This window comes from Streptomyces sp. NBC_01669, from assembly GCF_026339735.1.
Taxonomy (GTDB): domain Bacteria; phylum Actinomycetota; class Actinomycetes; order Streptomycetales; family Streptomycetaceae; genus Streptomyces; species Streptomyces yanii.
Map to the genome: position 1 here is coordinate 8,947,828 of NZ_JAPEQG010000001.1, position 15,078 is coordinate 8,962,905.

General features: G+C 68.6%; 11 protein-coding genes and 1 pseudogene. 9 read left to right on the top strand and 3 right to left on the bottom strand.

The annotated features are described in order from the left end of the window. Positions 1 to 34: 34 nt before the first annotated feature. Both OG972_RS40110 and OG972_RS40115 read left to right on the top strand, forming a co-directional pair. A complete protein-coding gene (locus tag OG972_RS40110; protein WP_266989970.1) occupies positions 35 to 1,687 on the top strand; it encodes an amidohydrolase in 1,653 nt (550 codons plus the stop codon). Between the two features lie 994 nt (positions 1,688 to 2,681). Continuing rightward, a complete protein-coding gene (locus OG972_RS40115) occupies positions 2,682 to 2,987 on the top strand; it encodes a hypothetical protein (RefSeq protein WP_266989972.1) in 306 nt (101 codons plus the stop codon). A gap of 162 nt (positions 2,988 to 3,149) precedes the next feature. On the opposite strand, the gene OG972_RS40120 is transcribed toward OG972_RS40115, so the two are convergent. Beyond that, complete coding sequence (locus OG972_RS40120; RefSeq protein ID WP_266989973.1) at positions 3,150 to 4,274, bottom strand: LacI family DNA-binding transcriptional regulator; 1,125 nt, start codon at positions 4,272 to 4,274, stop codon at positions 3,150 to 3,152. 95 nt (positions 4,275 to 4,369) lie between these two features. On the opposite strand from OG972_RS40120, the gene OG972_RS40125 reads away from it, so the two are divergent. The 7 genes from OG972_RS40125 to OG972_RS40155 are packed head-to-tail and all read left to right on the top strand — an operon-like array spanning position 4,370 to position 12,469. Next, positions 4,370 to 5,440 carry a C45 family peptidase gene (locus OG972_RS40125; RefSeq protein ID WP_266989974.1) on the top strand — a complete coding sequence of 357 codons (1,071 nt, stop codon included), beginning with the start codon at positions 4,370 to 4,372 and terminating at the stop codon, positions 5,438 to 5,440. 8 nt (positions 5,441 to 5,448) lie between these two features. Continuing rightward, a complete protein-coding gene (locus OG972_RS40130) occupies positions 5,449 to 7,095 on the top strand; it encodes an amidohydrolase (RefSeq protein WP_266989976.1) in 1,647 nt (548 codons plus the stop codon). Beyond that, a complete protein-coding gene (locus OG972_RS40135) occupies positions 7,092 to 8,111 on the top strand; it encodes an ABC transporter permease (protein ID WP_266989978.1) in 1,020 nt (339 codons plus the stop codon). The genes OG972_RS40130 and OG972_RS40135 overlap by 4 nt, the downstream gene beginning before the upstream one ends. Beyond that, entirely contained in the window at positions 8,108 to 8,983 is an 876-nt protein-coding gene (locus OG972_RS40140; protein WP_266989980.1) for an ABC transporter permease, read from the top strand. Before OG972_RS40135 ends, OG972_RS40140 begins: the two co-directional genes overlap by 4 nt. Beyond that, positions 8,980 to 10,002, top strand: a complete 1,023-nt coding sequence (locus OG972_RS40145; protein ID WP_266989982.1) for an ABC transporter ATP-binding protein — start codon at positions 8,980 to 8,982, stop codon at positions 10,000 to 10,002. The genes OG972_RS40140 and OG972_RS40145 overlap by 4 nt, the downstream gene beginning before the upstream one ends. Then, positions 9,999 to 10,805 carry an ABC transporter ATP-binding protein gene (locus OG972_RS40150; protein ID WP_266989984.1) on the top strand — a complete coding sequence of 269 codons (807 nt, stop codon included), beginning with the start codon at positions 9,999 to 10,001 and terminating at the stop codon, positions 10,803 to 10,805. The genes OG972_RS40145 and OG972_RS40150 overlap by 4 nt, the downstream gene beginning before the upstream one ends. Before the next feature lie 14 nt (positions 10,806 to 10,819). Then, positions 10,820 to 12,469 carry an ABC transporter substrate-binding protein gene (locus tag OG972_RS40155; protein WP_266989986.1) on the top strand — a complete coding sequence of 550 codons (1,650 nt, stop codon included), beginning with the start codon at positions 10,820 to 10,822 and terminating at the stop codon, positions 12,467 to 12,469. 249 nt (positions 12,470 to 12,718) lie between these two features. Here the strand turns inward: OG972_RS40155 and OG972_RS40160 are convergent. Both OG972_RS40160 and OG972_RS40165 read right to left on the bottom strand, forming a co-directional pair. Further along, positions 12,719 to 13,211: pseudogene (locus tag OG972_RS40160) on the bottom strand (IS6 family transposase); the annotation flags it as partial. 74 nt (positions 13,212 to 13,285) lie between these two features. Then, complete coding sequence (locus OG972_RS40165) at positions 13,286 to 15,025, bottom strand: ABC transporter ATP-binding protein (protein WP_266989988.1); 1,740 nt, start codon at positions 15,023 to 15,025, stop codon at positions 13,286 to 13,288. Positions 15,026 to 15,078 lie beyond the last annotated feature (53 nt).

The window sequence follows — 15,078 nt, forward strand, 5'->3', positions numbered from 1 at the left end:
GACCGCACCACCGCACCGCAAGGAGTCCCACCACATGGCCAGCCCCGCCCGTCCCGCCCACCTCGTCCTGCGCAACGCCCGCATCCATACCGTCGACCCGGAACTCCCCGAGGCACAGGCCATGGCGGTGGTCGACGGCCGTATCGCCTGGCTCGGTTCCGACGAGGACGCGAACGGGTGGACAGGGCCTGGCACCCGAGTGATCGATGCCGAAGGCAAGCTCGTGCTCCCCGGGTTCGTCGACGCCCACAACCATGTCCGGCTCGGCTCGGACGACGCCTGCGTCCAGCTCTCCGGCGCCGGAACCCTCGACGAGGTCCACGCCCGCATCCGTGCCTGGCACACCGCCAACCCCGACGCCGGGTGGATCGAGGCGGAAGCCTTCGACTACTCGGCCATCCCGGACGGCCGGATGCCCACCGCCGCCGACCTCGACCCGGTCACGGGCGACGTACCGGCCTTCGTACTCAGCTACGACGTGCACACCGCCTGGGTCAACACCGCGGGCCTGCGCCGCCTCGGCATCGACCGCGACCACACCCACCTGCCGTTCGGCGAAGCCGTGACCGACCCGGCCACGGGTGAACCCACCGGCTTCATCAAGGACTTCGCGGTCAAGGGCCTGTCCCGCGACGGCCACCGCGCCCTCCAGCAGCTGGGACTTCCGTGGGCCTCACCCGACCGGCAGTACGGGCGGCTCGCCAAGTCCCTGGACGACGCCATCCGCTTCGGCATCACCACGGTGGTCGAACCTCAGAACTCGCTCGACGACCTCCCGCTCTTCGACCGCGCACGCGCCGAGGGCCGGCTCAAGTCCCGGATCGTCGCCGCCCTCTTCCACCCGCGCGGCACCACGGACGCCGACCTCGACGACTTCGCCACCGCCGCCCACCGCTACGACGACGACCGGATCCGGGTCGGACCGCTCAAGCTCTACATCGACGACGTGGTGGAGCCGCGGACCGCGGCCCTGCTGGAACCCTATGCGGGTTGCCGCCACCACCGGGGCGACACCTTCTACCCGCCCGAGGAGTTCGCCGAGCTGCTGACGAAGCTGGACGCTCGCGGCTTCCAGTGCTTCGTCCACGCGACCGGCGACCGGGGCATCCGCACCGTACTGGACGCCGTCGAGCGGGCCCGCACGGTCAACGGGGAGCGGGACGCCCGCCACCAGGTCGTCCACGTCGAGTGCCTGGACCCCGACGACACCCCGCGGTTCGCCGCCCTGGGCGTGGTCGCGTGCATGCAGCCCCGCCACTGCGCCCCGGAGGTCGCCGGCCCCGGCAAGGACTGGGCGGAGAACGTCGGGGCCGAGCGCTGGCACAAGGCATGGCCGATGCGCAGCCTGCATACGGCCGGGGCCGTGCTCGCGCTCTCCAGCGACTGGAACGTGGCGGAGATGGACCCGATGATCGGCATCCACACCGCGGTCACCCGGCGCCCGCTGGGCGGTGGCGAGCCCTGGATGCCGCAGGAGACGGTCAGTGTGGAGACCGCGGTCCACGGCTACACGATGGGCTCTGCATACGCCAACTTCCTTGATAGCGAACGGGGTTCGCTGACCGTCGGCAAGGCAGCCGACTTCGTGGTCCTCTCCCGTGACATCCTGCGCGCCGCACCTGAGGACATCCCCGGCACCGTGGCGGAGACCGTCGTGGTCGGTGGAGTCGTCGAACACACCGCGTGATCGGCCCCGACGGCCTCCCGGAGTGCCACGCGTCCGCGTGCCCGGAGGCCGTCGGGGTTCTTCCCGTTCGTGGTGCAGGGTGGGGTGGCCCGCGCGGCCGTCAGGCGCAGGCGCTCGGTCGTGACCCGTCGGCGGCTTGTACAGCGTGACACGGCTGCCGCCCCGCCGGTCCTTGGCAGGGATCGCCTCCCGTACTCGTCGACACTGTGGTTGACGCGGAGCAGGCGCCTCCCGAACCCGAGAAGTGACTTCGCAGCTGCTGCTCGAAAAGCCATCGGGTTCTGGCACACGTTCTACGGAAGGGGCTTCGGAGCGCGCGCACATGGCTGGTGGCGGCCCCGTGACCTGCGATGTTCCGGCCCGTCTGCGGGGCGTTCCGCGCCACCACGGCGTAGTCCACAGAACTTGAGCCAGAAATCCCAGCCCGGGCAGCAGCCCAGACAAAGGGCGGGGAAGTCGACGATGATGGCGCGGCAGATCCGTCGACGCACTTCAGCTGAGAGTAGGCCTCGCAGACCCGCCGGCGAGTCGACGCGAACCACGTGACTGCTTTTACTTCTCGCGAACATTCCCAAGGTGTCTGACCCGCGGTCGTTCTCAGAACCCATCGACAAACGTTCTTGGTCGTGACCTACGCAGCCATGCTCGCCCTGGTCGGTGGTGGGGAACCGTCCCTTGCTGCCGCGGCGGTGGGACTGGGTGAGTTTGCGGGCCTGCCGGGACGTCACGACCGGGGCTCCCGGGGTGACGGACTCAACTCCAGGGGAAATAACCGTAGTTGTCCGGACGCCGCGGAACTGTACGGAGCCTTGCGGAAAGGTACGAGGCGATTGTGAGCCGGGCGTTCGCTGCCTATGGTCCTGGAGATGGACACCACACGCAGGATGTTGTTACGAGGCGTGGCCGCGGCCCCCCTCGCGGCCGCGACTGGGGGACTGTGGGTGCCCTCCACCGCCAAGGCGGCACCGCCGCGGTTCCGCGGTTCCGCGTGACCATGCGCGACCGTCCGGAGCAGCCTGTTGGTTACACCTACCCGGCGGCCATCGCGGGTCTGCTCGCCCGGCTACCGGATGCCAGGCCGGAGACCGTGATCGCGGGCGCCCGTTTTCACGGCGTGGCGAACCCGGGCGGCTGGGCCAAGCCCGATCGGCTCGCCTACGCCTTTGCGTGGGATCCGCGCACCAAGGACCCCAAGGATCCGGACTGGTACCCGCAGGGCATCACGACCAGCTACGACTCCCGCCCCGGCGGGATGCCTAGCGGCAAGAGGATGGTGCTCAGTACTAGCCGCTGCCGATAGCGTTGTGTTCTGTTCGCCCGGCGCAGCAACTGTCGCAGCAGCCGCCCCCGTTCCTCCACGCGTGCGTGTCCCACCGCCATGCGCACCACGTCGTCCCACTGGTCGTCGTGGGCGTCGGGGAACAGGACGCCGAAGTCGCGGGCCTCGACCGCCGCCTTCGCGTCAGGCGTTCGTGTCGGTGCGTCGCGAGGATGCGCGGACCCGGAACCGGGCGGTTGTCAGGACCGGTCCCGCGCTCGGCTCGCCCGCGATGCGCGCTTGGAGAAGGTCGAGCAGCGCCAACGTCGTTTCCGCGGCGTTGAGTTCTACTGCTGAGATGGCGGGCCGGCTGTGTCGGGTGTGCTCGGAGTCGGAAGCCGCGGCAAGCATCGTCCGATCGGGCACAGCGACGCCGCGAGCCGTGAGGCCCGCGAGCACTCCAGCCGCCTGACGACCGGTGTGACAGAGGATCGCATCGGGGATCCCGTCGTCCACGATCGCGTGCGCGATGTTCTCGCCGCCGTGCTCGCCGGCGCGCTCGGCCGACATGTAGACGCGCGGCGTGATCCCGACGCTCTCACACCATGCGCGGTACGTCGCCTCGCTGTCGATGTTCCACGCATTGGGGTCGGTTCCGCGCAACAGCACGATCGATCGGGCACCGGATGCGGCGAAGTGCTCGTAGATGCGCCGGAAGCTTGAGCCCTCGTCCTCGGTGGCCCAGTCGGTGAAATTCGGGCGGCTGGGATCGCGTCCCAGCGTCACGTACGGGATCCCACGCCGTTCGAGGAGACCGACCACCGGATCATCCACGTGCGGCATCGTCACGATGTAGCCATCGAGCGACAGCGCCAGTGGTGGTGTCGGCCGCTTGGTTGGGTCAGGCACGAGCATCACACTGAGTCCGCGGTCCATCGCCTGCGCCGAGGCGGCGCCGATGTAGCGAGTGAACACATCGACGCCCCGCGGCGCGTACTCACCCAGCGCGTCCAGCGACCGCATGACGAGTCCGATTGCCCCGACCGACGAACGTCGCAGGCCGCGCGCGAGGGCGTCGGCTTCGTAGTCCATCTCCTCGGCGATGGCCCGGACGCGCAGTCGCGTGGCCGCGCTCAGCGTCCCGGTGCCATTGAGCGCCATCGAGACCGCCGCGACGGAGACACCCGCGCGCTGGGCGACATCGCGAATGGTGACGCCCTTCGATCGAGCCACGGCGACCTCCTTGGTTCGTACCTTCCGATGCTGCCTCACGCCGCCGGACCGCGGTCGCCCACGCAGGCCCGGGCGACAAAAGGCAGAAAGTGACATGAGAAACACCATTGTATTAAACGTTTTACCTACCTAGCGTGTCGCCCGCCCCTCACCGTGACGGGCCTCACAAGCAAAGGTCGCACAGCAACACCATGAAGCTGCACACACTGCGCACGACCACCACCGACTTCCGCGACCGTGGACGCGAGATCGGCACGCGGTACGCGGACCAAGTGCGTGACGTCAGCGCCCGCTACCTGGCGCATTTCAAGGTTCTGGGCATCTCGGAAACGACCGTCCGCGACATCGTCGCCCACAGCTACGACGCCTTGCGCGACTGGTACCCGGGTCTGGTCGAGGAGTCCGACGGAATCGCCGAAGCATCAGGAATCGCGCCATGGCAGGTGGCAGCGGTCGGCGCACGGACCGAAGTACTTGCCGCCGCGCCCGGGAAGGGCGAATGCACAACCGCCGTGCACGCACCGGCCTCCGGCGGCCCACCCGAGACGATCCAGACGTGGGACTGGCACGACTCGCTCACGCCGGACGGTCTCCTGCTGTCGCTCGTGACCGGAACGCAACGCCGGGTGAAGCTTTTCACCGAGTTCGGCACGGCCGCAAAGATCGGGGTGAACGACGCCGGCCTCGGCCTGCATTTCAACATCCTGAACCATCGCTCCGACAACGCCACCGGCGGCGTGCCCGTCCATGCTGTTGCGCGTCGCGTCCTCGAGGAGGCGACAACGGTGGTGGAGGCCCGCGACATCGTCGCCTCCGCGACCGTGAGCGCATCCACCGTGCTGACCGTCGCAACCTACCGAGACGGCCACGCCGCAGCAGCGTCCATCGAGATGTCACCCTCCGGATTCGCCGTGGTGCAACCCGATACCGACGGCTGGGTCATCCACACGAACCACTTTCTTGATTCCGGCCTCGCCGGCGGCGACACCAGCACTCCGGAATCGGTGTCGGTCGAGCGGTACCACCACACGCACGCTGTGCGCGGCAGCATGACCGGCCGCTCCGCGCCGGAGCGCGCGGCCGCCTTCTGTGGCGGCGACGGGGCCGCCGCCGTGGTGTGCGTCCACGCCGACGATTCCCAGCCGGGCCACGAGCGGTGGAGCACGTTGCTCACGGCATCTCTCGACCTCCCCGGCTTTGCCCTCGAGTACCGGGCAGGCAACCCCGACGCTGCGGCCCGCGAGGGCCTCGACCGGTTCTGAGGAACCCGATGGACAAGGACACGACCATGCCCGCTCATCTCTACTGCAACGCCCAAATTTTCACCTCCGACCAACGCCCGTGGGCCAAGTCGCTCGTGGTGGTCGGCGACCGGCTCGCCTACGTCGGCGACGAGGCCACCGCGGCGCGTGTGGCCGGACCGGATGCCCTGATCCACGACCTCGACGGCGCGACCGTCCTCCCCGGATTCGTCGACGGCCACGCGCACGTGGTCGGCACCGGCGAGGCGGCGGCCCAGGTCGATCTCTGGGGCGCCAACACGGTGGGGGAGATCCAGCGGCGCGTCCGGACGTGGGCGCAGGAGAACCCCGACGCACCTCGCGTGCTCGCCACCGGGTGGAAGCACGGTGACATCCCGGGCGGCCTGCCTGATCGGGGCATGCTCGACGCCGTCGTCGCCGACCGGCCCGTCTATGCGCAGGCCTACGACTTCCACTCGATCTGGCTGAACTCGGCCGCCCTCGCCGAAGTCGGCATCGACGACACCACGGCATCACCACCGGGGGGAACGGTCCACCGGGACGAGCGGGGCGCGGCCACCGGCCTGGTCGACGAGACCGCGATGCACCACCTCGTGTGGCCGGTGCTCGACAGCTTCGCCAGTGACTCCGACCGTGACGAGGCCCTGGCGGTCGCCCTGGCGGCGTACGCCGAGTCCGGGATCGTCGGTTCGACCGAGATGGCGCTGGGCGAGGGCGACTACGAGGCGATGCGTCGTGCCGATGCGGCGGGCGTCCTGACCACTCGCATCGCCGCGTTCTGGCGCGTCCAGCCCACTGGTGACGAGGGCGGGAACCTCGCCCAGGTCGAGCGCGCTGTCGAACTCGCCACCCACCGGTCGACCCCGTTCCTGCGCGTGACCGGCATCAAGGTCATGGTCGACGGAACCGTCGACGGGTGCACCGCATCGCTCGGAAAGCCCTACGTGAACGGCACGAACGCCGACCCGATCTGGGGTCTTGCCGAACTCGCGCCGGTGGTGGCCGCCGCGGACGCGGCCGGCCTGCAGGTCGCCATGCACGCCATCGGTGACGAGGCGATCCGGGTCGCGATCGGTGCCGTCGAGCACGCCGTCGCTCTCAACGGCCCCAAGGAGCGTCGCCACCGCATCGAACATCTCGAAGTCGTCGACCCTGCAGACATCGACCGACTGGCCGCACTCGGCATCACGGCGAGCATGCAGCCCGTGCACGCCGATCCGGCCATCCAGGAGAACTGGCGACGAGTGCTCGGCGACGAGCGGGTCGACCGCGGCTTCCCGTGGCCCGAGATGACCGAGGCAGGAGCCACGCTCGTCCTCGGCACCGACTCCCCCACGTCGCCGCACGCCCCGCTGCCCAACATGTTCATCGCGGCGACACGGCGCTCGGCCCTGGATCCGTCATTGCCCGCCAACCACGCGCACTACGCCCTGCCACTGGCGGACGCGGTCGTCCACGCCACCCGTGACGCCGCCTGGGCGAGCCGCTCCGAGCACCTTCACGGCCGTCTCGCCGAGGGCCTGTACGCCGACTTCATTGTTCTCGACCGGGACATCTTCGCCCGGCCACTCGAGGAACTGCTCGACACGCGAGTGCTGCGGACAGTCGTGGGTGGCCGCGTGGTCCATCACGCACAGCCGGGGGTGAACCGATGAGTGACGCCACCATGTCGGCACCCGTGCCATCAGGGCAGGTGAAGGCGAAACAGCGGCCCGCCGGGGCGATGCTGCGGTTCATCGCCACTCGCATCGTAGGGCTGGTGGTGACCTTGTTCATCGCGAGTCTGGTCGTCTTCGGAGCGCTCTACGCCGCGCCGGGAAGCCCGCTCACCTATCTCACGCACGGTCGCACCATGAGCCCCGACGCGATCGCCGCGATCAAGGCCGAGTATCACCTCGACGACTCCATCTGGCAGCAGTACCTGAGGTGGCTGGGTGGCGTGGTGCACGGCGACTTCGGAACCTCGATCATCTACAACCAACCGGTGTCGTCGCTGGTCGGAAGTCGCGCCTCCGCGACCACGCTTCTCGTTTTCATGGCCGCGGCGATCGTCCTGGTGCTCGGGTTGGCCATCGGCACTCTCGCCGGCCTCAAGCCCGGCTGGTTGTCGCGGTCCGCCATGGCCGGCGCGACGGGCGTCATGGCGGTGCCGACCTTCGTCGGAGCGGTTGTGCTGATCATCGTGTTCGCCGTCGACCTGGAGTGGTTCCCGGTGTTCGGGGCCGGCCGGGCGGGCCTCGACGAGGTCTACCACCTGGTTCTTCCGTCGATCGCGCTCGCTCTCGCCTCCGTCGCGTTCGTCGCGCGACTCGCCCAGACCGCGATCCGACAGGAACTGTCGGCCGATCACGTGCAGACGGCGATCAGCCGCGGACTGCCCCGCGCAGTCGTCGTACGCAGACATGTGATGCGCAACGCCGCGATGCCGGTGCTCACCGTCGCGGGTCTCACGATCGCGGGCCTGATCGCGGGAAGCGTCGTCGTGGAACAGGTCTTCCAGCTCGGCGGGCTCGGTCAGTTCCTCGTGAATTCGGTGCAGCAGAAGGACTTCCCCGTAGTCCAGGCGATCTGCCTGATGTACGTCGCCGCCTTCATCGTGCTGAACACCCTCATCGACATCGCCTACACACTGCTCGACCCGCGCGTGTCGATCGGGAAGAAGGACTCATGAGCACGACAGCAGCGGTGCGACGTATCGGAGCCCGAAAGGCCGGCCGGCGTACGACGCGTCGTACGAGAGGCATCGGCATGTCCGGTTGGGTGGCGATCGCCCTGCTCGGACTCGTCGTCTGCTTCGCCGCCCTCGCGCCCCTCCTTTCACCGCACGATCCGAACGCCGTCAACCTCTCCGGTGCGTACCAGGGTTCGAGCGGCGCGCACCTGCTGGGAACCGACGCGAGCGGGCGGGACCTTCTCTCGCGCCTCGTCCACGGTTCCCGAACCGCGCTGATCGGACCGTTCCTCGTCGTGGTGATCTCGACGCTCCTCGGGACGATCCTCGCGCTCGCGGCCGTGTGGTTCGGCGGCTGGTTCGACCAGATGGTGGTGCGCGTCGTCGACGCCGTGTTCGCCTTCCCCGGTCTGCTGCTGGCGATCCTGGCGACTGCCCTGTTCGGGTCCGGCCTGAACGCTGCCGTTGTGGCGCTGTCCATCGCCTACGTCCCCTACATCGCACGGATCGTGCGGAGCGCGGCGCTGCGAGAGCGCTCGCTGCCCTACATTGCGGCACTGCAGGTTCAGGGCGTGCACGGGTTGCGGATCGCGTTGCGGCACATCCTGCCCAACGTGGGTGGGCTGATCGTCGCCAACGCCACGCTCGCCTTCGGGTTCGCCCTGATGGACCTCGCCGGCCTCTCGTTCATCGGCCTCGGGGTGCAGCCACCGACGTCGGACTGGGGCGCGATGGTCGGCACTGGTATGGCCGGTGTGCTGCAGCAGCACCCGCAGGAGGCTCTGTTCGCCAGCGCACTCATCGTCATCACCGTCGGTGCCGTGAACATGCTCGGCGACCGACTCACGGAACGCTGGGAGGCACGCTCGTGAACGCACTTCTCGAAGTCGACGGTCTGACCGTTCAGTTGCCGGTCGCGGGCGAGTTGCGCACCGTGCTGCGCGATGTCTCGTTCTCACTCGACCGTGGAAGCACTCTCGGCCTGGTCGGCGAGTCCGGTTCGGGCAAGTCGATGACGGTTCGCACCATCGCCCGCCTGCTCCCCGACGGCGCCGACGTCCGGGGCAGTGTCCGCTTCCACGGCGCCGAGGTGTTCGACCTTCGCACCGACGCCCTGCGGTCCTACCGGGCGAAGGACGTCGCGATGATCTTTCAGGACGCACGGGCCTACACGAACCCCGTACGCACGATCGGCGACTTCCTGACCGAGGCGATGCGCACCAACGACCGGATGCCGAAGGCCGCTGCTCGCAAGCGCGCACAGGAGCTGCTCGCCGAGGTCGGGATCGAGGACCCGGAGCGCCGGCTGCGGCAGTTCCCGCACGAGCTCTCCGGCGGCCTGCTGCAGCGGGTGATGATCGCTGCCGCGGTCGCCGCGCGGCCTCGGCTCGTCCTCGCCGACGAGCCGACGACCGCGCTCGATGTCACCACCCAGGCGGAGGTGATGGCGATTCTCGGGCGTATGCAGCGCGAGTACGGCATGGCGATGCTCTTCATCACGCACGACCTGGAGCTCGCCGGTGCCGTGTGCGACGAGACGATCGTGCTGTACGCCGGCCAGGTCATGGAACGCCAGGCGTCGGTGCAGCTGCACGAAGATCCGCTCCACCCCTACACGGCCGCACTGGTGCAGGCGCGGCCCGAGATCGGCCGGCGTGTCGATCGACTGCCCGCGATCACCGGTCATCCGACCACCGCCTACGAGGCGCCGGACGGCTGTGCTTTCGCGCCGCGCTGTCGCTTCGCACAAGAGGAGTGTCGGGCGGGGGTGCCGCCCCTGCTGCAGATCGGTCCGTCGGAGACCCGCTGCGTCCGGATGCCCGGCCTGCGCGGCCGGATGGTGCCGCAGGAGCACGTCGGCTCCGCTTCGAACGAGGAGATCCAGCGATGACCGAACCGCTGCTCGTGGTCGAGCACCTGACCAAGACGTTCGGCTGTGGGCGGGCCGAGGCGACCGCGGTCGCCGACGTGAGCTTCGCCCTGGCTCCGGGCGGAGCCCTCGGCATCGTCGGCGAATCCGGCTCCGGCAAGACGACCACGGCGCGGATGATCATCGGCCTGGAACGTCCCTCCGGTGGCCGCATCGTGTTCCGTGGCGAGGACCGCACACACCCGGCGCGTTCCGCACGCAGTCGCCGTGAGCGGGGCCGGGACATCCAGATCGTCTTCCAGGACCCGTACACCTCGCTCGACCGCCGTCAGCGCATCGGCGACTGCCTCGCGGAAGTTGTCGGCGTTCATTCCCGGCTCGGCCGCGACGAGACCAGGAAGCGCGTGAGCGAACTCGCCGAGCTCGTCGGACTCGACGACCGGCAGCTCGCGGCACTGCCGAGGTCCCTCTCCGGAGGGCAGCGCCAACGCGTGGCCATCGCTCGCGCGCTCGCTGCCGATCCGGACGTCCTCATCCTCGACGAGGCCGTGTCGGCCCTGGACGTCTCGATCCAGGCACAGATCCTCAATCTGCTCTCTGACATCCGGCAGAAGCGTGGCGTGAGCTACCTGTTCATCAGTCACGATCTCGCCGTCATCCGCCAGGTGACCGACGACACGATCGTCATGCGTCACGGCGCCGTCGTCGAGCAAGGGCCCACCGCCGACGTGCTCGACAACCCTCAAAACCCCTACACCCGCTTGTTGCGCGACAGCGTCCCTCGCAGCGGGTGGGACCCCGAAGCCATCACAGCCCGACACTGACCAGGAGTTGCGCAATGTACTCACCCCACCCACGCAGACGGGCAACGGCACTCGCCGTCGCCGCCGCCACCACCCTCGCGTTGGCCGGTTGCTCCGGAGGCACATCCGGCACCGAAGCGACCGGGCCCTCCGACGCGCTGACGACCTTCACGCCGACAGGCTCGGGCTCGCTCGACACGATCACCTGGAACGTCTTCCAGGGCGAGCCTCAAACCATCGACCCCTTCCAGTCGGCCGACTACACGCCGAACATGATCAACTCGAACATGTGCGAGACACTGCTCGCCCAGACGCCTGACTTCCAGATCAAGCCCAATCTGGCGACGTCGTACTCGAACCCCGACCCGACGACCTGGGTCTACAAGCTGCGCAGCGACGTCACCTTCTGGGACGGCTCGCCGATGACCGCCGACGACGTCGTGTGGAGCATGCGGCACAACATGACGGACAAGTCGAGCTTCTACGGCTACCTGTACTCGAACGTCGCCTCGATCGCGAAGACGGGCGCCGACGAAGTGACCGTCAGGCTCAAGAAGCCCGACTACCTCTTCAACGACGAGTTGGCGAGCTTCGCCGGTGTCGTCGTCAAGAAGAAGTTCTACGAGCAACACGGCAACAAGGTCGGTACGCCGGGTGCCGGCGTCATGTGCACCGGCCCCTACAAGTTCGGCAAGTGGACGCAGGGTCAGTCGATCAAGGTGAGCCGCTACGACGGCTACTGGAACAAGTCGCTGCCACGGAAGGTGAAGAACATCGACTTCACTTTCCTGACCGACGACTCCGCGATTACCTCCGGCCTGCTCTCAGGCCAGATCGACGGAACATACGGTCCGCCGATGGCCGGGCTGGCACAGCTGAAGGCATCGTCGGCGGGCAAGCTCTACTCGGGTGCCGCGCCACTGGCTGTCACGCTCGTGGTCGCGAATCAGAAGGGCGCGATGGGCAACGCCGACGTGCGCAAGGCGCTCCAGATGGCCATCGACTGGAAGGGCATCGGCGACCATGTGTACGCCGGTGAGGGGACCCCTGCTTCGCTGCAGACCGTGCCGGCCGTGTACGGCTTCGCGAAGGATGACCTGACCTCGTACGCCGACTCGGTCAAGACCGATGGCTCCGCGAAGATAGACGAGGCGAAGAAGCTGCTCGCCGGCGTTCCGGCTGACGTGAAGTCGAAGCAGATCAGCCTTGTGGTTCCGCAGCAGGCGGAGACGCAGCAGCTGGGCGTTGGGATCAAGGATGCGGCCGACAAGATCGGCCTGAACTTCAAGCTCAACGTCGTACCTGCGACCGGCTACTCGAACTACCTGTACGACCCGGCGACGCGTGGCAACACCGACCTGCTGTACACGCAGTTCTGGCCCAACATCCCGAACCCGCTCGACTGGCTGGGCCTCACCGCGGTGACCGGCGGCACCTTCAACCAGTCCGGCTACAGCGGCATCGACGGGCTCTACGCCAAGGCGATCAGCACGCAGGACGACAACGCCCGCTCCAAGCTGGTCCTGCAGATGGAGCAGAAGCTGCACGACGAGATGGATCCGATGTTCTCCGGCATCCAGCTGACGAACGACGTGTGGCTCGGAAGCAAGATCACCGGGGCGCCGGCAGCATTCGACTACGTCTACTACCCATGGGCGGCTCACCTCAGCGGAACTGGCAAGTAGTCCTCACTTGACTTCCCTCCCGCCTTGCCTCGCCGTTTCGGTCGCGGCGGGTCTGGCTGGGGCACTGTCACGTTGGTGAGGGTGGGGGCGTCTGATGGTGTGTCGGGGTGTGGGTCGGTCCCGGGCGGCGGTCTGGGTCAGGCCGTTGTGGGCAGGGCGGCGGGGCCGGTGATCTGGTCCCAGATCGTGAATCGGGTGCTCATCTCGGTGGCGGTCATCAGGTGGCGGCGAGGTCGGAAGTGGGGGTGAGATGCCGCTGAACGCGGACAGGAATCTCTGTGCTCCGCCGACCGAGCGGAAGCCCTTCATGGCGCGTTCGCGCTGCCGGGTGGGTTGGTGGGAATTCTCGGCCCGGTTGTTCAGGCCCTTGTGGGAGCGGTGCTCCACCAACGGCATCGCCTCGCGGTGGGCGGCGCCGTAGGAGCGGAGCTTGTCGGTGACGATCACTCGTGGCACCGACTGGGTGGCCTTCATCAGCTTCCTGAAGAACCGCTTGGCCGCGGCCTTGTCGCGGCGGTACTGCACGAGTATGTCGAGCACGTTGCCGTCGGCGTCCACCGCCCGCCACAGGTACTTCCGCTCACCGTTGACCTTCACGAAGACCTCGCCCAGGTGCCATTTGCCCCCGGGCAGGCTTACGCCGACGACGCAGTGCGTTGGCGTAAGCCTGCCCGAACTTCAGGCACCACCGCCGGATGGTCTCGCGGGAGACGACCACGCCGCGCTCCAACATCAACTCCTCGGCCTCTCTCCACCGGGTACCGGTGACCCTTGTACGACGGCGGCACACTCTCCACAGACGGTCCCCTCGCCTTTCTATGCACTGCGCAGTCGGGCGTACACCCCGCCCCGCGCGAGCAGTTCCCCGTGCGTGCCGCACTCCACGAACCGGCCGCCGGCCACGACGAGAATGCGGTCCGCGTCCGGCGCCAGCGTCAGATCGTGCGTGATCATGATGGTCGTACGGCCCGCCATCAGCCGGCGCAGCGGCTGCATCACGCGTCGTGCCGAGAGCGCGTCGAGACCGGCCGTGGGCTCGTCGAGGACGAGGACGGGGGCGCCGCGCAGCATGGCGCGGGCGATGGCGATGCGCTGCAGCTGGCCGCCGGAGAGGGCACTGGTGCCCGGCGCGATCCGGGTGTCGTAGCCGTCGGGCAGGGCGGCGATGAAGTCGTGGGCGATCGCGTCCACGGCGGCCTGCCGGATCTCGCGCTCGCCGACGCCGGGCCGGCCGCAGGCGATGTTCTCGCGGACGGTGCCCTGCAGGATCAGCGTCTCCTGCGGCAGCAGGGCGACGTTCTCACGCAGGAACTCCAGAGGTATGTCCGTAAGCGGCACGCCGTCGAGGCGTACGGTCCCCTCCGAGGGGTCGTAGAAGCGCAGCAGCAACTTGGCGAGCGTGGACTTGCCCGCCCCACTGGGGCCCGTGACCAGGACGAGTTCGCCGGGCTCGGCGGTCAGCGACACATCGGTCAGCGATTCCGCTGCGGCGTCGGGGTAGCGGAAGGAGACGCCGTCGAAGCCGATGCGTCCGTGCACGGGCCATCGCGGCAGGGGCGAGGCGGGATCGGTCACGGCGGGCTCGGCGTCCAGGATTTCCTGGATCCGTTCCGCGCCGGCCGTGGCAGCGGTGAGGGCGAGGCCGAGCTGGCCGAGGTTGCGGATCGGCGGATAGAGGTAGCCGATGAAGGCCGCGAAGGCGAGGAGCTCGCCCAGCGTCATACGGCCTGCGGAGATCTCCCAGGCGCCGAACCCGATGACGGCCAGCACGCACAGCGTCTCGACGACCTCGACGCACTGCTCGTACAGCTCGCTCGCGCGGGCACCGCGCACGGAGGCGCGCATCCAGGCGCAGGCCTCACGGTCGAGCCGGCGTTCCTCGTCGCGACGCCGGTTGTAGGACTGGGTCAGGACGATGTTGCCGAGGGACTCCTCGACGACCGAGGTGATGGCGCCGTCGGCTGTGCGCTCGTCGCGGGCCGCGGACCTGATCCGCTCGGAGAAGCGGCGAGCGGCGACAAGGAAGAGGGGAGCGAGCAGGAAGGTGACGAGAGCGAGGTCCCAGCGCAGCCAGAGGGCCGCGGACGCGTAGAAGACGGCGGAGAACAGCGCCGATGCGGTGCCGACAACGCCGGAGACCACCATCTGCTCGATGGCCTCGACACCGCCCGTGAGCCGCTCTACGAGATCTCCCCGGCGGTGCTTCTGGAAGAAGTGCGGCGGCAGGCCCTGCACATGGCGAAACACACCGGCACACAGCCGCAGGACGAATCTCTCGGCGGTCCATACGGCGAGCGAGCTTCCGGCATATCCGACGGCGGCACCGAGCACGGCGACACCAAGCCACTGTGCGGCGGGTCCCCAGAAGGCGGAGAGCGAACCGGCGTTCAGCGCATGGTCGGTGAGGTCCGCGAATATCAGGATCGAGGTCGTCTCGGCGAGCGCGGCAACCACGACGCAGACAACAATGAGGACCAGCCATCTGCGGTCACCCCGCGTCAACGGCCAGAAACGCCGGAATACCTGAAGAGCACCCACACCCTTACGCTCCCTCAACTCCCCAACTCCCTTTCCGGGGACGGGAACACGGCTGAGGCGGGCCCCCGGTA

Excerpts from the sequence above, each read along its gene's own strand:
- OG972_RS40140 (WP_266989980.1), top strand. The coding sequence starts at position 8,108 with ATGAGCACGACAGCAGCGGTGCGACGTATCGGAGCCCGAAAGGCCGGC.
- OG972_RS40125 (WP_266989974.1), top strand. The coding sequence starts at position 4,370 with ATGAAGCTGCACACACTGCGCACGACCACCACCGACTTCCGCGACCGT.
- OG972_RS40120 (WP_266989973.1), bottom strand. The coding sequence starts at position 4,274 with ATGTCACTTTCTGCCTTTTGTCGCCCGGGCCTGCGTGGGCGACCGCGG.
- OG972_RS40115 (WP_266989972.1), top strand. The coding sequence starts at position 2,682 with ATGCGCGACCGTCCGGAGCAGCCTGTTGGTTACACCTACCCGGCGGCC.
- OG972_RS40130 (WP_266989976.1), top strand. The coding sequence starts at position 5,449 with ATGGACAAGGACACGACCATGCCCGCTCATCTCTACTGCAACGCCCAA.
- OG972_RS40155 (WP_266989986.1), top strand. The coding sequence starts at position 10,820 with ATGTACTCACCCCACCCACGCAGACGGGCAACGGCACTCGCCGTCGCC.
- OG972_RS40150 (WP_266989984.1), top strand. The coding sequence starts at position 9,999 with ATGACCGAACCGCTGCTCGTGGTCGAGCACCTGACCAAGACGTTCGGC.
- OG972_RS40135 (WP_266989978.1), top strand. The coding sequence starts at position 7,092 with ATGAGTGACGCCACCATGTCGGCACCCGTGCCATCAGGGCAGGTGAAG.
- OG972_RS40110 (WP_266989970.1), top strand. The coding sequence starts at position 35 with ATGGCCAGCCCCGCCCGTCCCGCCCACCTCGTCCTGCGCAACGCCCGC.